This is a genomic window from Kingella sp. SNUBH-2017, assembly GCF_028680565.1.
GTDB lineage: Bacteria > Pseudomonadota > Gammaproteobacteria > Burkholderiales > Neisseriaceae > Kingella_D > Kingella_D pumchi.
Genome location: NZ_JAPHVK010000010.1, coordinates 1 through 18,562, shown reverse-complemented (window position 1 = coordinate 18,562; position 18,562 = coordinate 1). Strand labels below are relative to the sequence as shown.

Annotated in this window: 14 protein-coding genes and 5 pseudogenes; 6 read left to right on the top strand and 13 right to left on the bottom strand. The window is 55.0% G+C overall.

Annotation, left to right across the window (positions count from 1 at the left end; translation table 11 throughout):
- Positions 1-32 precede the first annotated feature (32 nt).
- Positions 33-1,184, top strand: a complete 1,152-nt coding sequence (locus OP500_RS08325; RefSeq protein WP_274070683.1) for a trans-sulfuration enzyme family protein — start codon at positions 33-35, stop codon at positions 1,182-1,184.
- Positions 1,185-1,281: 97 nt separating this feature from the next.
- On the opposite strand, the gene OP500_RS08320 is transcribed toward OP500_RS08325, so the two are convergent.
- On the bottom strand, positions 1,282-1,839 hold the full coding sequence (locus OP500_RS08320; protein ID WP_274070682.1) for a hypothetical protein: 558 nt from the start codon (positions 1,837-1,839) through the stop codon (positions 1,282-1,284).
- A gap of 182 nt (positions 1,840-2,021) precedes the next feature.
- Entirely contained in the window at positions 2,022-2,975 is a 954-nt protein-coding gene (rfaE1, locus tag OP500_RS08315; RefSeq protein ID WP_274070681.1) for a D-glycero-beta-D-manno-heptose-7-phosphate kinase, read from the bottom strand.
- 317 nt (positions 2,976-3,292) lie between these two features.
- On the opposite strand from rfaE1, the gene OP500_RS08310 reads away from it, so the two are divergent.
- Entirely contained in the window at positions 3,293-3,580 is a 288-nt protein-coding gene (locus OP500_RS08310) for a co-chaperone GroES (RefSeq protein WP_238746780.1), read from the top strand.
- Positions 3,581-3,666: 86 nt separating this feature from the next.
- Positions 3,667-5,310, top strand: a complete 1,644-nt coding sequence (gene groL, locus OP500_RS08305; protein WP_274070680.1) for a chaperonin GroEL — start codon at positions 3,667-3,669, stop codon at positions 5,308-5,310.
- 205 nt (positions 5,311-5,515) lie between these two features.
- On the opposite strand, the pseudogene OP500_RS08300 reads toward groL, so the two are convergent.
- A pseudogene (locus tag OP500_RS08300) lies at positions 5,516-5,707 on the bottom strand (MGMT family protein); the annotation flags it as partial.
- Between the two features lie 91 nt (positions 5,708-5,798).
- Between OP500_RS08300 and OP500_RS08295 the strand changes: the two are divergent.
- A pseudogene (locus tag OP500_RS08295) lies at positions 5,799-6,453 on the top strand (IS1595 family transposase).
- Between the two features lie 49 nt (positions 6,454-6,502).
- On the opposite strand, the gene OP500_RS08290 reads toward OP500_RS08295, so the two are convergent.
- The 4 genes and pseudogenes from OP500_RS08290 to OP500_RS08275 form a co-directional block, all read right to left on the bottom strand.
- Complete coding sequence (locus tag OP500_RS08290; RefSeq protein WP_274070679.1) at positions 6,503-6,775, bottom strand: SWIM zinc finger family protein; 273 nt, start codon at positions 6,773-6,775, stop codon at positions 6,503-6,505.
- 182 nt (positions 6,776-6,957) lie between these two features.
- On the bottom strand, positions 6,958-8,595 hold the full coding sequence (locus tag OP500_RS08285; RefSeq protein ID WP_274070678.1) for an NAD-dependent malic enzyme: 1,638 nt from the start codon (positions 8,593-8,595) through the stop codon (positions 6,958-6,960).
- Between the two features lie 342 nt (positions 8,596-8,937).
- Entirely contained in the window at positions 8,938-12,501 is a 3,564-nt protein-coding gene (locus OP500_RS08280; RefSeq protein WP_274070677.1) for a GNAT family N-acetyltransferase, read from the bottom strand.
- 269 nt (positions 12,502-12,770) lie between these two features.
- A pseudogene (locus tag OP500_RS08275) lies at positions 12,771-13,028 on the bottom strand (transposase family protein); the annotation flags it as partial.
- 164 nt (positions 13,029-13,192) lie between these two features.
- Between OP500_RS08275 and OP500_RS08270 the strand changes: the two are divergent.
- Positions 13,193-13,459: a SemiSWEET family transporter gene (locus OP500_RS08270; RefSeq protein ID WP_003784708.1), complete on the top strand. Its 267-nt coding sequence runs from the start codon at positions 13,193-13,195 to the stop codon at positions 13,457-13,459.
- 119 nt (positions 13,460-13,578) lie between these two features.
- Here OP500_RS08270 and OP500_RS08265 read toward each other — a convergent pair.
- From OP500_RS08265 to OP500_RS08240, 6 genes and pseudogenes are all read right to left on the bottom strand, one after another.
- A pseudogene (locus OP500_RS08265) lies at positions 13,579-14,137 on the bottom strand (transposase family protein); the annotation flags it as partial.
- Between the two features lie 83 nt (positions 14,138-14,220).
- Positions 14,221-14,841, bottom strand: a complete 621-nt coding sequence (locus OP500_RS08260) for an alpha-ketoglutarate-dependent dioxygenase AlkB (RefSeq protein ID WP_274070676.1) — start codon at positions 14,839-14,841, stop codon at positions 14,221-14,223.
- Positions 14,838-15,665, bottom strand: coding sequence for a bifunctional transcriptional activator/DNA repair enzyme AdaA (locus OP500_RS08255; RefSeq protein ID WP_238746809.1), 828 nt, complete (start codon positions 15,663-15,665; stop codon positions 14,838-14,840). The genes OP500_RS08260 and OP500_RS08255 overlap by 4 nt, the downstream gene beginning before the upstream one ends.
- Positions 15,666-15,742: 77 nt before the next feature.
- Entirely contained in the window at positions 15,743-16,195 is a 453-nt protein-coding gene (locus OP500_RS08250; protein ID WP_009427618.1) for an EVE domain-containing protein, read from the bottom strand.
- A gap of 67 nt (positions 16,196-16,262) precedes the next feature.
- The gene (locus tag OP500_RS08245; RefSeq protein ID WP_238746812.1) at positions 16,263-17,024 is read right to left on the bottom strand and encodes an SDR family oxidoreductase; all 762 of its coding nucleotides are present in this window, start codon (positions 17,022-17,024) and stop codon (positions 16,263-16,265) included.
- 232 nt (positions 17,025-17,256) lie between these two features.
- Positions 17,257-18,390 (bottom strand): PIN domain-containing protein, encoded by a 1,134-nt coding sequence (locus OP500_RS08240; RefSeq protein ID WP_274070675.1) that lies wholly within the window; start codon positions 18,388-18,390, stop codon positions 17,257-17,259.
- An 86-nt stretch (positions 18,391-18,476) separates the two neighbouring features.
- Between OP500_RS08240 and OP500_RS08235 the strand changes: the two are divergent.
- Positions 18,477-18,562, top strand: a pseudogene (locus OP500_RS08235) (IS1595 family transposase); the annotation flags it as partial.

Sequence of the window (18,562 nt, the reverse complement as noted above, 5' to 3'; positions counted from 1 at the left end):
AAACGCCCGACCATACAAACAAGGAGCCTGTTGTGAAGTTTGCCACCGAAGCCATCCACGCCGCCTACAATCCCGACGAACACAACCGCGCCATCATGCCGCCGCTGTACCAGAACAGCATGTTCGCCATGCACGCCATCGGTGAAAACATCCCCCACCGCTATTCGCGCCTGTCCAACCCCACCCGCCAGGTACTCGAAGACACTGTAGCCGCGCTCGAACACGGCAGCCGCGGTCTGGCCTTTGCCAGCGGCATGGCCGCCGCCGACTGCGTGTTCCGCACCGTGCTGCGCCCGGGCGATACCGTGCTGGCGGTGTCCGACATCTACGGCGGCGTCCACGACCTGCTCACCCAGGTTTACGCGCCTTGGGGCGTGAACGTAGTGTTCGCCGATCTGACGCAGCCTGAAAACCTGGATGCCGCGCTGGCGGCGCAGCCGGTGAAACTGGTGTGGCTGGAAACTCCGTCCAACCCGCTGCTGCGGCTGGTCGATATCCCGCTGCTGGCGCAAAAGGCCAAAGCCGCCGGCGCGCTGGTCGGCTGCGACAACACCTTTGCCACGCCCTATCTGCAAAACCCGCTGGATATGGGCTGCGACATCGTTCTGCATTCGGCCACCAAATACCTGTGCGGCCATTCCGACGTGCTGATGGGCGTGCTGGCACTCAAAGACGAAGCGCTGGCCAAAGCCATGCACAATATGATGGTCAACACCGGCGGCGTGGCCGGCCCGATGGACTGCTGGCTGGTGCTGCGCGGCATCAAAACGCTGGCGGTGCGGATGCAGGCGCACCAAAGCAACGCGCTGGAAACCGCCCGCCGCCTGCAACACCACCCCGCCGTGGCCGCCGTCTATTACCCCGGCTTGGAAAGCCACGAGCATCACGATTTGGCCAAACGCCAGATGCGCGGCTTTGGCGGCGTGGTTTCCCTGCGCCTGAAAAACGACAGCCGCGAAGCCGCCGACCGCGTGGTGCGCACCTTTAAGTTGGTGCAAATGGCCTCCAGCCTCGGCGGCGTCGAAACGCTGGTGAACCACTGCTACAGCCAGTCGCACAGCGGCATGCCGCCGGCGTTCAAAGAAGCCCACGGCATCACCCCCGGCCTGCTGCGCCTGTCGGTGGGCATCGAAGACATCGAAGACATCTGGCAGGACGTCGATCAGGCATTAAAGGCAGCCTGAAAAACGGATGCCGTTTGACGGGCGCAAAAGCAGCCTGAAAACCGTATCGGCGGTTTTCAGGCTGCTTTTGCGCGGAACAAAGGCGGTCTGTGGATTGTTATTTTTTGATGCGCTGGCATGTCATGCCCATCAGCGGGGGATTGGCGGCGTTGGTAAGCGTAAACAAATCGGGGGTGAAGGTGAGTATGCGATAGGATTCGCTGCTTCTGTTTTGCAAGATGCGGGCGAGCTGTTTGTCTATCGCCGCTTCGGGCGAATCGGGCGCAGGGGACAACTCAGGCGCAGCGGGTCTGTGTTTGTGCAGCTTGGTGGTTTTTTGGTCATGGAAAGTGAGAATGTTGCCGCGCACGCTCCATTTGCCGTTTGCGGTTAGCTTGTATTGATAGTTGGTTTTGTCGTTGCTGCCGGGTTGGGACGAGCCTTTTTCGCCGGGCGCATCTATGCGGAAGGTAAGCGTTGCTTGGCTGGTGTAACGAGCGTTGGGCTTAAATTGTATGGTGCTGTCGTCTTGCACTTCATCGCCTATTTGGGTGCGGCATTGCCAGTTGCCGATAAAATCGCCGGCTTTGGGCGCAACGGTTGATTTGCCTTTGGGCGCGGCGAAGCCGGCGACGGGCAGCACGAGCAGAAGGGCGGAGAGTAGGATTTTAGACATAGCATTTCCTTGTTAATTTAGATGATGGGAGCGTTTGGCTGTTGTGGGCAAGGCAGCCTGAAAACGCATAAAAGGCGTGTTTTGCTGGGGGGATGCCAAAGTGCGTAAACCTATTTTCAGGCTGCCTTGCGATGGTTGAACACAAAGCAGCCTGAAAACGTTTGGCGGCGGGTTTCGTGTGTTTAGCCAGCCGCCAGCGCCGCGCGCAACTCGTCGAAACTGCATACGGCGGTGCCGAGTTTGGCGACCACCACGCCGGCGGCGGCATTGGCGGCGTGCATGGCGTCGGTCAGCGTGTAGCCGGCAGCCAGGCACAGCCCCATGGCGGCGATTACGGTATCGCCGGCGCCGGAAACGTCGTACACCTCTTGGGCGCGGGTGGGCTGGTGGTCGGTCTGGCCGGCGCGGTAAAGGCTCATGCCCTCTTCGCTGCGGGTCAGCAGCAACGCCTGCAAATCGAGCTGCTGGCGCAGGTTTTGCGCTTTGAAGCCCAGCTCTTCTTCATCTTGCCAGTTGCCGGTTACTTCCCGCAGCTCGGCGCGGTTGGGGGTAATCAGGGTGGCGCCGTGGTATTTGCGGTAGTCGCTGCCTTTGGGGTCGATCAGCACCGGCTTGCCGGCGGCACGGGCTTCGGCGAGCATCTGGGCGACTTCGGCCAGCACGCCTTTGCCGTAGTCGGAAAGAATCACCGCATCGTACTCGGGCAGCAGTTCGCGGTAGCGGCGCAGCACGTTTTTCAGGCTGCCTGCGCTGGGGCGCTGCTCGAAATCCAAACGGATCAGCTGCTGCTGGCGGGCAAGCACGCGCAGCTTCAGGGTGGTTTCAAAGCCGGGGCAGCGCTCGAGATGAGGCGCCACACCGTTGTCGCGCATCAGGCCTTCCAGCGTATCGGCGGCATCGTCTTCGCCGCAAACCGCCAGCAGCGCGGCCTGACCGCCGAGCGCGGCAATATTGCGGGCAACGTTGGCGGCGCCGCCGGCACGGTGTTCGGTTTTGGTGATTCTCGCCACCGGCACCGGCGCTTCGGGCGAAATGCGCGACACGTCGCCAAACCAGTAGCGGTCGAGCATCACGTCGCCCACCACCAGCACGCGGGCGGGGGAAAAATCTTGGCGCTCGGGAATGCGGTAAACCATACGCTTCTCCAATCACAAAGGCGCGGCAGGCAGGCGGCCGCACCGGTTTTCAGGCTGCCGCAAACGCAGCGGCACGGCGCTGTTTGCGGGCGCGGCATTTTAACCTGATTTGCCGGTCAAACGCCGCCGGCAGGCAGCCTGAAACGGCAAAAGCAGCCTGAATCAAAGTACCGTTTGCGCGAAACGTTTGTTGCAACGGCATATTTTTTTGTGCGCCCCGCCCTTGAATTCGTCTGCTGCCGCCTTAATTTACCCGTCCGTTGCAGACTTCGGTCTGTATTGCTTTTTTGTCCAACCCTGATTATCCGGAGTAAAACATGACTATCCGCCCCCTGCACGACCGTGTGGTTGTGAAACGCTTGGAAGCTGAAGAGAAAACCGCATCTGGCATCATCCTGCCGGGCTCTGCCGCCGAAAAACCCGATATCGGCGAAGTAATCGCCGTGGGTGCCGGCAAAGTGGGCAAAGACGGCCAGCGCCGCGCTTTGGATGTGAAAGTCGGCGACAAAGTGCTGTTCGGCAAATACAGCGGCCAAACCGTTAAAGCCGACGGCCAGGAATTGCTGGTGATGCGCGAAGAAGACATCTTCGGCATTGTCGAATAAATCCGCAGGCAGCATCTTTAATATGTACCCGGGACTGCCGTTTCAGGCAGCCTGAAAATTAAAAAACCCTTTGGAGTAAATTGATTATGGCAGCAAAAGACGTTCAATTCGGCGCCGACGTGCGTCAGAAAATGGTAAACGGCGTAAACGTACTGGCCAACGCCGTGCGCGTAACCCTCGGCCCCAAAGGCCGCAACGTGGTGCTTGACCGCTCCTTCGGCGGCCCGCACATCACCAAAGACGGCGTTACCGTGGCCAAAGAAATCGAATTGAAAGACAAGTTTGAAAACATGGGCGCGCAAATGGTGAAAGAAGTGGCGTCCAAAACCAACGACGTGGCGGGCGACGGCACCACCACCGCCACCGTGCTGGCGCAGGCCGTGGTCGGCGAAGGCATGAAATACGTTACCGCCGGCATGAACCCCACCGATCTGAAACGCGGCATCGACAAAGCCGTGGCCGCGCTGGTTGACGAGCTGAAAAACATCTCCAAACCCTGCGAAACCTACGAGCAGATCGCCCAAGTTGGCTCCATCTCCGCCAACTCCGACGAGCAGGTCGGCAAAATCATCGCCGACGCGATGCAGGAAGTGGGCAAAGAAGGCGTGATTACCGTGGAAGACGGCAAATCGCTGGAAAACGAATTGGAAGTGGTCAAAGGCATGCAGTTTGACCGCGGCTACCTGTCGCCCTATTTCGTGAACGACCCCGAAAAACAAATCGCCGGTCTCGACAGCCCCTTCGTGCTGCTGTTCGACAAAAAAATCAGCAACATCCGCGATCTGCTGCCCGTTTTGGAACAAGTGGCCAAAACCAGCCGTCCGCTCTTGATTATTGCCGAAGACGTTGAAGGCGAAGCGCTGGCCACTCTGGTGGTGAACAATCTGCGCGGCATCCTGAAAACCGTTGCCGTCAAAGCCCCGGGCTTTGGCGATCGCCGCAAAGCCATGCTGCAGGACATCGCCATTTTGACCGGCGGCACCGTGATTGCCGAAGAAGTCGGCCTGTCGCTCGAAGAAACCAAGCTTGAACACCTGGGCCAGGCCAAACGCATCGAAGTGGGTAAAGAAAACACCACCATCATCGACGGCATCGGCGACAAAGCCCTGATCGACGCCCGCGTCAGCGAAATCCGCAAGCAGATCGAAACCGCCACCAGCGATTACGACAAAGAAAAACTGCAAGAACGCGTGGCCAAACTGGCCGGCGGCGTAGCCGTGATCAAAGTGGGGGCTGCTACCGAAGTCGAAATGAAAGAGAAAAAAGACCGCGTGGACGACGCGCTGCACGCCACCCGTGCCGCCGTTGAAGAAGGCGTGGTTGCCGGCGGCGGTGTCGCCCTGCTGCGCGCCCGTGCCGCCCTGCAAAAGGTTCATGCCGACAACGCCGACCAGGAAGCAGGCGTGAAAATCGTCCTGCGCGCCGTTGAAGCCCCGCTGCGCCAAATCGTTGCCAATGCCGGCGGCGAAGCCAGCGTGGTGGTCAACAAAGTGCTCGAAGGCGAAGGCAACTTCGGCTACAACGCCGGCAACGACACCTACGGCGACATGATCGCCATGGGCGTGCTCGACCCGGCCAAAGTAACCCGCAGCGCCCTGCAACACGCCGCTTCCATCGCCGGCCTGATGCTGACCACCGAGTGCATGATCGCCGACATCCCCGAAGACAAACCCGCCATGCCCGATATGGGCGGCGGCATGGGCGGAATGGGCGGCATGGGCATGATGTAAGCCCCGCCGCCGGCATCGCGCCGTTTTGAAACCAGGCAGCCTGAAAACCGGATTCGCGGTTTTCAGGCTGCTTTTTGTTGGTGCTGCCAGAAACTAACAATCCCATTGATACCGTTTCAGGCAGATGGGTTTCGTCTTTCAATTCCACACCTTCATCGCGCAGCAAATCTGCCTGCGCCGCCCAACCCGGCACCAGCCGCCCTGCGGCATTGACCACGCGGTGACAAGGATAATCGCCGTAATCCGCCGCATGGCGCAGCACGCTGCCGACCAGGCGGGCGTTTTTGTCCCTGCCAATTAGACGGGCGATTTGGCCGTAGGTGGCGACTTTGCCGATGGGGATTTCGGATACGGCGGAAAGAATTTGGTAGGCTAGGTAGTCGTTTTTTGGGCGCATAGATAAAGTTGGAACACAAGCTATGAACTTGCATTATTTGTTAAATTTTATAAGGGCTGTACTAGATAAGCAGTCATGTTAGACTGCAAAAATGAAGATAACCCGTTGCAAACTAAAAAAGAGTATTCAAAAGAAACTGCTTGAATTTTTTGTACTCGAAGTTACCGCCCGTTCTGCCGCCGATATTTTGGGTATTCATCCCAATTCGGCAGTCCTGTTCTACCGCAAAATCCGTATGGTCATCAACCATCATTTAGCCTTGGCTGCCGATAAGGTTTTTGAGGGCTCTGTTGAGTTGGACGAAAGCTATTTCGGCGGACGGCGTAAAAGCAGACATGGTCGTGGTGCGGCAGGAAAAGTGGTTGTCTTTGGCATTCTGAAACGCAACGGACGGGTCTATACCGTTGTCGTAGATAATGCCAAGTCCGATACTTTAATGCCTGTCATCAAAAGGAAAATCATGCCGGACAGTATTGTTTATACTGTATAGTCTGAGCAGCTACGACAAGTTGGATGTGAGCGGTTTTATCCATTACCGCATCAACCATTCCAAGGAATTTGCCGACCGCCAGAACCACATTAACGGCATTGAAAACTTTTGGAATCAGGCGAAACGCGTCTTGCGCAAATACAACGGAATCGATCGCAAATCTTTCCCGCTATTCTTGAAAGAATGCGAATTTCGGTTTAACTTCGGCACACCGTCCCAACAGCTAAAAATCTTGCGGGAGTGGTGTGGAATTTAGGGCTAATCTACGTCAGCCCCTAAGAGAAAGGCTACCTGAAAAATGGTTTTCAGGTAGCCTTTGGTGTTAGAGCACGATACAAAGAGAATGATTTCAGGCTGCTGCACGCCCAGCCATAAGGACAATCGCAGCCCCCGTCCTTAATGTACAAATCACTATCCAGCTTCAGCCATACCGAATAGTTTTCCGAACCGCACACCTCCGCCCGATAACGCCCGGCGGAAGTTTTTTGGACATCGCGAACCTTACCCTGCTGAAAATACAGCAGTCCGCGTTCGGCGATGTGGGGCGGAAATAGGCGGGGTAGGTAGATACCGGACATGGTTTGCTTCCAAGAAGTTGTTGAAACATGGGAAGTTTACTGGTTCGGCGATGTTTGGGGAGATGGCGGCGGGAAGATTTGCTTTGCAAAGGGGCAAAAGGTCGTCTGAAAATGGGGTTCAGACGACCTTTTAGGTGCTTGAAAGGAGGCGATAATTTATTTGGAATGCAATGATTGGATAATCAGCGGTATACAGGCTGCCACATCGCATCCTGCACGGCCTGTACCCAGTTTTCAGGCTGTTTGGTCGCTACACCGTCCTTGACCGCCTGTTTCGCCACGGCAACCGCCACAGTGGCGGATGACGCGCGCAGGTTGTCCACTGGCGGCAGCAGGGATGCGCCTGTATCTTGCGGGTTCACTTGTGATGCTACGGCTTCGGCGGCGGCAAGCAGCATACCATCGGTAACTTCTTTCGCGCCGGAGACGATCACGCCCAAGCCCAGACCCGGATAAAGCATGGCGTTGTTGGCTTGTCCGATTTGGTAGTTCACGCCTTTATAAGGAACAGGCGGAACAGGAATACCGACAGAAATTAACGCTTTGCCGTCCGACCATTGAACCGCGTCGGTAGGCATGACTTCGATTTTCTCCGTCGGATTGGACAGCGGCAGCAAAATAGGCCGTTCTACGCCCGCGCACAGCGCTTTCACCACTTCTTCGGTAAACGCACCGTGATCGGTGGATGTGCCGATTAAGATGGTCGGTTTGACCTGTTTGACCACTTCCAGTAGGCTGATTTTGCCGTTGGTTTTCGTCCATGCAGCCACTTCGGCGGCAGGACGAGCATATTCCTGCTGATAATCCGGTAGATTCGGCATATCGTCGGTAACCAAGCCGTTGATGTCTATCAGCCATACGCGTTTCTTGGCTTCTTCGCGGGAGAGTCCGTCGCGCTGCATGGCCGCGCTGATTTGGTCTGCCATGCCCGTACCCGCCGTACCCGCGCCGTAAACAACCAGACGCTGTTCGGCAAAGTTTTGTTTGGTTACTTTCAATCCGGAGAATACTGCCGCCATCACAATCGCGCCCGTCCCCTGCATATCGTCGTTGAAAATACGGTAGCGTTCGCGGTTTTCCACCAAAATGCGGCGCGCGTTGGACGGACCGAAATCTTCAAAGTGCAGCAGCGCGTTGGGGAACAATTCCGCTGCTGTTTTCAGGTATTCGGCAATCAGTGCGTCGTAGCGTTCGCCGCGCACGCGGGCGTGGCGGTTGCCGAGGTAGGTGGGGTCGTTGAGCAAGGCTTCGTTGTCTGTACCAACATCAAGATTGACGGCAATGGTGCGCGCTGGATCGATGCCTGCGGCAGCGGTGTAAACCGCCAGTTTGCCGACGGAAATATCCGTACCATTCACGCCCCAGTCGCCGATGCCGAGTATTTCTTCCGCGTCCGACACTACAATCAAATCCACATCGTTCGCACCCAGCCCCAAAGATTCAAGGGATTCGCGAATGGCTTCGGGGTGGTTGATATCCAAATACACCGCGCGCGAACGGCGGTAGTCACGGCTCCATTTCTTAATTGCTTCGCCTACAGTCGGGTCGTACACAATCGGCAGCATCTCCGCCAAATGGTCGGTCAGCAGTTTGTAATACAGCACTTCGTTGCGGTTGTGCAGCTGGTCGAGAAAAATATATTTTTCAATATTTTCGGCATATGAAGCGTATTGGCGGTAGGCGCGTACGGCTTGTTGGTCAAGCGTTTCCACCGCTGCGGGCAGGCGGCCGATTAGGCCGTATTTCTTACGCTCTTCAACGGTAAACGCCGTGTCTTTGTTGGTCAGCGGGTTTTGCAGGATTTCAGGGATGTCGCTCATGATGCAGTCTCCTATGAGGTGAGGTGGTTGGGGAATTCCCAATTCATTCTATACTCAATTTCATAAATTAGTAAAACAGATGAAAAATAAAGCGGAATAACGTACTCGGATATGAGAATACAGGTAAGCAATGACAAATCAGGTAAGAGAATATTAAAAAACGGTTGAATTTTTTGTAATCAAAATTACGTCTTACTTTCTGAAAACAAGAAAGGGGGTGCAGGCTGCTTTGGAATTGGTTGAAAAGGGTAGTAGTTAGAAAGACCACATTCCATGCATTATTTTTTGAAATATAAAATTTAAATGTTTAAGGCTACCTGAAAATTTTCAGGTAGCCTTCATTTATTTCAACCTCTCCCACTCCTTCAACAACCTCTTCACCGACACCGGATACGGTGTCTTCAATTCCTGCGCAAACAGCGACACCCTCAATTCCTCAATCATCCATTTAAACGCGGCTAGGTCGTCTGAAACGGGCAATCCTTGTTTTACCAAGCTGTCGGTTTTTTCCTGCCACATTTGTTCCAGCTCTTGAATATCGGCTTCGCGGGCTGCGTCGCGGGCGGGGTTGCTGCTGTATTTTTCGAGGCGCAGGGTCATGGCTTTGAGGTAGATGGGGAGGCGCGGCCATTGTGCCCACGGGGTGCGGGTGGCGAAGCCGGCGGCGAGCAGGGTTTGCAGGCGTTGGCGCAGGAGGTGGGTGAGCGGGTGTTTGCCGAGTTTGCCGTTCAGTTCGGCGTAGGCGGCGGCGGTTTCCTGCAAGTAGCGACTGAGGGCTTCTTTGACGGCGGGCAGGCGGCTGCGGGCGCGTTTGATTTGTTCTTTGAAGGCTTTTTCGTTGCGCGGCAGCTCGTCTTCGCCGATAAAGGCGCGGTCGCAAACGGCTTGGGTGAGGTCGTCGCGCAGGGTGTCGGCGTTGATGTGCTTGAGCAGCATGGCGGCTTGGGTGAAGCCTTGGATACCTTTGTTCAGGTCTTTAACTTGTTCTTTTAGTTGTAGTTTCATGAGTTCGATCACGCCTAATCTGTGGGCTTGTTCGGCGGCGGCGGACGTGTCGAACAGGCGCAGGGCGATGCGGCCGTCTTTTTCTTTTTGCAGGCCGAGGTAGCCGGTGAGCTGTTGTTTGCCGCGTGCGAATTTGATGGATTCGGGCAGGGTGCCGATGTCCCATGTGGTGACGTTGTCGCGCTCGAATTCTTGGGTGTTGTCGCGGAAGGTGGTGGCGGCGGCTTTGCCAAGTTGTTGTTGGATTTGGATTAAATCGCGCCCCATGGCTAATTCTTGTCCGCCGTCGTCGATGATGCGGAGGTTGAAATAGCAGTGTTCGGGCAGCTTGAACGCGGCCCATTCGTCTTGGTTGATTTGCTCGAGTATGCGGATGTCGCCTGCGGTTTTGGCGATGGCTTGGGCGAGTTGGGGCAGGATGGGGGCGTTGCGGTCGGGGTTTTGGCTTAAAAATTGGGTGATGAATTCGGGCACGGGCACGCAGATGCGGCGGATTTGCTTGGGCAATGCTTTGATTTGTAGCTGGATTTTTTCGCGTATCATGCCGGGTACGAGCCATTCGAGGGCGGCGGGGCTGATGCGGTTGAGCACGGTGAGCGGCAGGGTGAGGGTAACGCCGTCGAGCGGGTGGTGCGGCTCGAAGCGGTAGCTGAGTTTGAATTTGCCGTCTGCGGTTTGCCAGTGTTTGGGGAATTGTTCTTCGGTGATGTGCGCGGCGGCGTGCTGCATGAGGTCGTCGCGGCTGAGGAACAGCAGGCGCGGGTTGTCGCGCTCGGCGGTTTGGAGCCAGGCTTGGAAGGTGCGGATGTCGGCGAGGGGTAGGGGTTTCAGGCGGCCTTTTTGGGGTGCAGGCTGCTTTTTGGGTTTGGGGTCGTCTGAAAGGTTTTCAGACGGCGTTTTTGCGTTTTCAGGCTGCCTATTGTCTTTTAGGCTACCTGAAAATGTTTCGGACGACGTTTGGGTGTTTTGTTGGGTCGCGACCCAAGCTACCTTATCTTCAGGCTGCTTTTGGACATGGTTTGCCTGACGAACCATGCGGTAATTGGTCAAAACCAAGCCGTTGCGTGGGATTTGGTTTTCGTGTTGCCGCACAAAGCCTTGTTTTTGGAAAAATGCCAATGCGGCTTTGGATGCGTCTACCGTTATGGTTTTGCCGCTGTCTGCCGATGGCAAAACGGCATTCAGCAGCGCGGTGGCAATACCTTGCTGCTGGTAGCTCGGGTCGGTAAAGAGACAGTTTAGGTGGCTTTGTTCGGGCTGGTATTCAATAAAACCGAGCATGCGCCCGTTGTGCGTGGCGACGCGGACATTGCCGCCGCCAATGCGTTGTTGCCAAAACTCGGCATCGTCCGCGCCTTGCAGCCATGCGTTTTTTTCCTGCTCGCTGTAATGGCTGTTTGAGATGTGTTTGACGGCGCGGCAGAACAATTCGGCAAGGGCGGCGGCATCGCTAGTTGTGGCGGGGCGGATATGGGGTTTCAGGCTGCCTGAAAGGCCGTCTGAAACGCGTGTAGGTCGGATACTCGTATCCGACAAAACTTTTGACGCTGCACAAATGTCGGATTCAAGAATCCGACCTACGTTTTCAGGCAGCCTTTGTACATTTTGTTGGGTCGCGACCCAGCCTGCCTTATTTTCAGACGGCAAAACCGCATTTTCAGACTGACCGACTATCTCACCGCCGCTTTTAAACACAGTTTTGGGCAAACGCGCATCGTAAAACTCAAACAAAATCTCATCGTCCACCAGCACATCTTGGCGGCGCGATTTGTGTTCCAGCTCGGCGACTTCGCGGATCAGTTTTTGGTTGTGCACGAAAAACGGCGCGGTGAAACTGCCCATTTCTTGGGCGACCAATGCGCTGCGGATAAAGATTTCGCGCGCTTCTTCGGGGGCGATTCTGCCGTAGGCGACGGGGCGGCGCGGCAGCACGGTCAGCCCGTACAGTGTTACGCGCTCGCTGGCGACGACTTCGCCGCGTTTTTGCTCCCAATGCGGCTCAAAATAATGGTATTTCACCAAATGCGGCGCTTCCTGCTCAATCCATTCGGGCTGAATCGCCGCCACATCGCGCGCGTACAGGCGCGTGGTTTCGGTGAGCTCCGCCGCCATCACCCATTTGGGCTTGCTTTTGAACAGCGCGGACGCGGGGAACAGATGAAAACGGCTGCCGCGCGCGCCGGTGTAGTCGTTGCCGTCGGGCGATTTCATGCCGACGTTGGCAATCAAGCCCGTGAGCAGGGCGCGGTGGATTTGTTCGTAACTCGCTTCCTTGGCGGCGCGGCGCTCGGCGCGGGCGTGTTTTTTGTCCAACTCTTTTTGTTTCAGACGGGCGGCAAGGTCGGCGGACTGCTTTTCAGACGGCGTTTGCGTTTTCAGGCTGCCTGAAACCTGCGGTGCGGCGGCTTCGGGTTTGCGAAACGCGCTTTCCTTATCGGTCAAACCCATTTCAATGGCAATCTGCGCCAGTTGCGCGTGCAGCTCACGCCATTCGCGCATCCGCAGGTGCGACAGAAAATACTGATGACACCACGCCACCATCTGGCGGTTGGACAAACCCTTGTCGCGCTCGCGCTGGAAGCTGTCCCAAATATTCAGGTAGGCGAGAAAATCCGACTGCTTGTCGGCAAACCGCTCATGCGCCTTGGCAGCGGCTTCACGCGCTTCCAGAGGCCGCTCGCGCGGGTCTTGAATGGACAGCGCGGACACAATCACCAGGATTTCCGCCATACAGTCGTGCTTTTTCGCCGCCAGCAAAATGCGGGCGACTTTCGGGTCAATCGGCAGACGTGCCATTTGCTCGCCGATTTTGGTCAGGCGGTAGCGGGGTTTAGGGCTGGCTGAATGGTTTTCAGACGGCGTGCCGGGGGTTTTGTTTGGATGAGTTTGAGTGGCTTGCATAGTAGGTTTGGAATGGGGAAATCGGTTTCAGGCTGCCTTTGTGGCGCATATTGTTTTCAGACGGCGTAACTTATGCCGTCATTCCCGCTCAGGCGGGAATCTTAGTGGATATTCGGCAACTGTTTAAAAACAATTTGTTGCTCAAATTCTACCAAGATTCCCGCCTGCGCAGGAATGACGGCGGCGGGTTTCAGGCTGCCTGAGTGTTGCTTGCGCAGGGCGTGCGCTGTTTTCAGACGGTATCGGTATTAGACCTCTTGCGAAAATATTCATCCCATCGCATTAACCAGTCCTGCAATCAGATTTGCCCTTAACCCGAACCGTTTCCGCCTGTTGCGGTAAGGCAGCGACAAGATTTTGAATATCTTCAGCTTCCTGTTGATGTGCCCGATGACGGTTCTGAGTTTGCCTAACCGCCTGTTCGCCTCTTTATCCTGTTTGTCCAGCGGATGATGTTTGGATTTCTTTTTCGGGGTCTGTAATCCGGTTTTAGCCAATCCTTGATAACCCTTATCCGCAATGACTATAGGGCTGTCCTAGATAGTTAGGAAAAGTGTAAACAGCGCAACGATTTCCTACAGGAAACCGCTCGGGTATCAATATTTGCTCCACAGCCGGTATTTCGGCGGCAATATTGACACACTATATAACTGTATGTATAATATTAATTTTTTAGAAAGGATACTTATTCATGATAAGCAAGAAAAAATTCAATACTTTTATCGGAAGCATAGGCGCGGCAATCGGGATTTTTGTATTCATCGCCTATATTCCCCAAATTATCGCCAATTTGGATGGGGCAAAGGCGCAACCGTGGCAACCTCTGTTTGCGGCAGTATCCTGTTTGATTTGGGTTTTATATGGTTGGAGCAAAGAACCCAAGAAAGACTGGATTTTAATTGTGCCCAATGCGGTTGGTGTGATATTGGGTTCTTTGACTTTCCTGACCGCGCTTTAAAAACAACCGACGCGGTAGCGTAATCGCCATCATAAAGGCTACCTGAAAACGATAAAAGGTGTTTCAGGTAGCCTGAAATCATTTTTAAACCGAAAAAGGAAAATGCTATGAAAACCGTCGCCGTTATTATCTTGGAACAGTTTGTAGGGATAAAGCTCTGCAAGGTGCTTCTTGGCTAAACGCATGTCATGCCGGGCACCCATCCCCGTCCGGATACTGATGATTTTTTCAGTTTCTCTGCCGTATATGACCCGGATTTTAACCGTATGTCGCTTTTTCTTGCCGCTGTAATACTGCCGCTGTTTTTTTGGGACGTTCAATCGGGCTTTCGGTAACGTCAATGATGACCGTTTGATCGCCCGGATTCTTGTGTTTTGGCAGGGAGAAGCGTTTGCAACGGATGAGGGCGTCCTCGGTTTTACGGATGGTGCGGCAGACATTGCTTTCGGAAAGGCCGTAGATGGCGGCCAATTCGAGTTGGGTATGGTAATGGCGCAGATAACTTAGGGTAAGCAGCAGTTGGTCTGCCAAACCGAGCGTATGCGGACTGCCCGACTTGACCTTCCGGCTTTCTGCTTCTGTGGTGACTTGCAGCATTTCGTGAAAAAGGACGGGTGTTACACCTGTGAGCCGTTTGAATTCCCTGTCGCTTCTTTGGATTAGGTTTTCGTATTTCATTTGGGAATTGTAAATCTTCAGGATACTTTCGCAAAAGGTCTATTTTTCAGGCTGCCTGAAAACGCCGTCTGTAAACCAAAAACCTAGCCCTGCGGCAGCATGGTGCGGAAGGTCAGGTTGATGCGCGGGGTGTGGATTTTGCTGCTTTTCATCACGGCGTGCCGCCAGTGGGTTTGGGTGCTGCCGCGCATCACGATGAGCTGCCCGTGTTGCAGCATGAATTCGCGCTTTTCCTGTGTTTGTTTGTGTTTGAAGGCGAATTTCCGCGTTGCGCCGAAGCTGACGGAGGCAATTACGCTGTTTTTGCCCAGACTGGCTTCGTCGTCGCTGTGCCACGCCATGCCCTGACTGCCGTCGGCGTAGCGGTTGAGCAGGCAGGAGTTGAAGCAGACGGGGCTGACGGCGGCAAGCTGTTGTTCTACCTGCTGTTTGATGTCGGATAACACGCCGTCCCACGGCAGGGCGGTGCGGGTGGTGCCGGAATAGGTGTAGGCGAAATTTTGCTCGCCGTACCAAGCGACTTGGCGGGCGGTAATGATGTGTTTGCCGTAGATAACGGCTTCATCGTGCCGCCATGCGATGTTGTGCTCCAAATAGGCAAGGTAATCATCAGCTTGCTGCAGGGTGAAAATGACGCCGTAGTCGTTGACGATGCCGTCGTAGGGCAGCAGGTTGTCGTCGGGGTGGGGACTGAACAGGTTCATGTTGATTCCAATTCCTTGCCCAACAGGGCGATTTTCCGCCCGCGATGCCAGCGGTAGCCGCCAACCATACCGGTTTGGCGGATAACGCGGTGGCAGGGTATCAGCACGGCGACGGGGTTGCTGCCGACTGCGGTGCCGACGGCGCGGCAGGCTTTGGGATGTCCGATGCGCGCGGCGAGTGTGCCGTAGTCGGCGAGTTGTCCGCGCGGGATGTTGAGCAGTGCCTGCCATACTTTGAGTTGGAACGGTGTGCCTTTGATGTGCAAAGCGATCAGCTGCTGCGGCGGATGTTGCAGGGCGTGCAGAGCTTGTGCCTGCATTTCGCTGGCGGCGTTGCGCAGTTCGGCATTGGGGAAAAGGGCTTGCAGGCGCGCGCGTTCGGCGGCGGGGTCGTCGGCGAAACTGAGGAAGCAGATGCCTTTGCCGGTGTTGGCGACCAACACGCTGCCGTAGGGGCTGGCGGCGAGCTGCCAGTCTATTTGCAGGCCGGCGCCGCCGTTTTTGTATTCGCCCGGGGTCATGCCTTCTATGGTGGTAAAGAGGTCGTGCAGCCGCCCGGTGCCGCTTAGGCCGCTTGCCAGCGCGGCATCCTGCACGCTGCCTTGCGCGTGCAAGATGCGTTTGGCGTTTTCAATGCTGATGTGTTGCAGCATTTTTTTCGGGCTGATGCCCGCCCACTGCTGAAATTGCCGCTGCAAGTGCTGGGGGCTGAGGTGGACGTGTGCGGCAACGGCGGCCAGGTCGGGCTGCTCGCGGTGGTGGTCGTAGAGAAACTCTATCGCGGCGGCGATGCGGGCGAATTGGATTTGTTCGGCGGGAGTCATCGTATTTCCAGTTTGTTTTAGATAAAGGAAAAACGCTTTTGCAGTTTGCCCGACAGTATTTCAGGCAGCCTGAAACGTTAAAACAAACTTGCTTGCTGTGGATTGGGTGCGGATGCGTTTTCAGGCTGCCTGAGCATATAGCTTGTAACCCGGTTAAAAAAATCTTGCGAAATTTCAAAATGCCCGTAGCGCAGCAGGCTGGCGTATTGTTTCCATTCGCCATGCTGGCGGGCGATGTCTAGCGGACAATCGCGCACAATTTGGGCATACGCCACATTGCGGCGAAACGGGATAAAAGTTTCACTCATCTGAAATGGATAGGCTCGCTCGTCCAGAATTTGCCCGAACGCGGTAAAGGCTTGCAGCTTTTCGTTGCCGTCCAAACGGATTTTTGGGCTGTAATACAGCAGCCAGTCGCCGCGTTTCATGCGGTTGAGCGGGGCGGCTTTGCCGTGGCAGACTTGGCAAAAGCCGCCTGCGACACCGCGTAAAACGTGTTCTTGGGAAACTGTGCCTATCCAATATTTCATATATGCTCCTGTGATTGAAGGTGCCCGACGGCATTTCAGGCAGCCTGAAACGCCGTCGGGCAGAACCCTATTTCACCGATGAATTGCCGCCGTCGGCAAACAGCGACGCGCCGGTGACAAAACTCGCCGCTGGGCTGGCAAGAAAGGCAATCACCGAGGCGATTTCTTCAGGCTGCGCGATGCGTTTGACCGCGTGCAGCCCCGCCGCCCACGCCTTTTGCTCCGCGTTGCCCGCCATATTCGTATCCACACCGCCCGAAAGCACCGCGTTGGCGCGGATGCCCTGTGCCGCATAATCGGCAGTAATGCCTTTTACCAACGCGCTCAACGCCGCTTTTGCCGTGCCGTACGCCGACAGGTTCGGCAGGGCAACGCTGCTGCCGACAAAGCTAGATGTGAACACCAGCGCTCCGCCGCCGCGCGCCAGCATCGCCGGGATTTGGCTGCGCGCGCCCAAAAATGCGGTAGTCAAATTACTCTCTAGCGTGTCGCGCCATTCATCGGGCGACAGCTCGGCAAGCGGCTTGTACACGCCCAGTGCGCCAACATTGTTGACCGCAATATCCAGCCCGCCGAAAACCTGTTCCGCCGTACGCACCACCGCCGCATGGGTTTCAGGCTGCCGCGCGTCGCCCGCTACCGTTTCCGCCCTGCCACCCGCCTCGCGCACCAACGCCGCCGTCTGCGCCAATTCGTCCGCCCGCCGCGCACACAACACCACCGCCGCGCCCTGTTTCGCCAACAGCAAGGCCGTTGCCCTGCCAATGCCCGACGACGCGCCGATAACGGCGGCGACTTTGCCATTCAGATTCAAAAAATCGTTTTGCATGGTTTTTCCTTTTCTGTCAGTTGCTTGGTAACAGGGACGGATTTTAAGGAAAAGACGCGATGCAAACGACCCGATTCTTGCGGAGTTTTCAGGCTACCTTTGGAGCTTTCAGACGGCGTATCGGGCATAAGTAGGTCGGGCATTTATGCCCGACGGTTTTTAAATTTGTCCTGGCTTGTCGGGCATCAATGCCCGACCTACTGCCTGAAAAGTTTTCAGACGGCGTATCGGCTTATTTGAGATAGACGATTTTTGTCCCGTCAAGACGCAGAATTTTTTTGACCTGCAAATGTTGTACCAGCTTTTCCGTTTCTTGGTCGCTGTATTTTGCAAGGGATTTAATCATGTTACGCAACGCGCTAACCTTATTTGGTCTGTTCGGCTTTGAAGCCGATAAAGCAGCCGTTATCTTTTTCCATACCGTTTCATCGGGCTGATAATTTTCAGGCTGCTTTGGAGTTGGCTTCGGCTTGGGTTCTGCAAAAGGTGCATATTCTATTTTTCCGCTCTCTTGGCGGATTAAATTCTGCTCACCCAAATAGTATGCAAACGCTTGAATATCGTCTTGGCTGATGTTCAAACACAATGCGTTTGCACGGTTTTCCACGGCAGCCTGAAAATCTGCATAGGTTTTGGGCTTTTGACTCAGAATATAACGTTGGATTTTTTGTAATAAATCCGCATCGCTCACGTGATAAGACACGCGATTTTGCTCATCGATTTGAATCAGGTTTTGCGCTTTAAGTTTATTGGTTACTGCAATGGTTGTGGCTTCGCATTCTTCGTCCGTTTTATCGGCAAACAAATCATGCAAAATATATTTGCGCAAATTCTGCTGCAAATTGTGCAGATAATTGGGGCGGAAGGCATCGGGCTTTCGCAGCGCGGTCAAGGCAGCCTGAAAATAAGGGGCTAACGGTTGCTGCGGTTTGGATGGTTTGGATGGTTCGGATGGTTGCGCGGTTTCAATCAACGGCACGGGCTGGGAAGCAGTGATTTTTTCATGCTGCACTTCTTCTATGCCGGCTAAGCGAATGATATTTTGAGCGTATTGGTTTTCTAAAATGTGCTCAACCAAAACATCGTAACCGCCATCGCGCGAGAGTATGCCGATTTGGGCATTTGGGTCGGTGGCGGTAATTTGCCCGAGATAGTAGCTCAAATAAAAATCCAAGGCGTTTTTGCCCATTTTCTGCAAATGCACAAGATGGGCGCGTTCGCCAAAACGCAGCAGGGATTTAACCAGGCTGACCGGCAGCATTTTGTGCATGACGCCGATAAACAGCCAAACATGCGTGTTTTCTACTGGCAGTTTATCCAAATTTTGTGGTTGGACGTTTTCAAAATCTATGAGCAAGTGTTTCATGGTTTTAATTCTGTCAGTCGGGCATTCATGCCTGACGGTTTTTAAATGGGGCTGTACTAGATAAGCAGTCATGTTAGACTGCAAAAATGAAGATAACCCATTGTAAACTAAAAAAGAGTATTCAAAAGAAACTGCTTCAGTTTTTTGTACTCGAAGTTACCGCCCGTTCAGC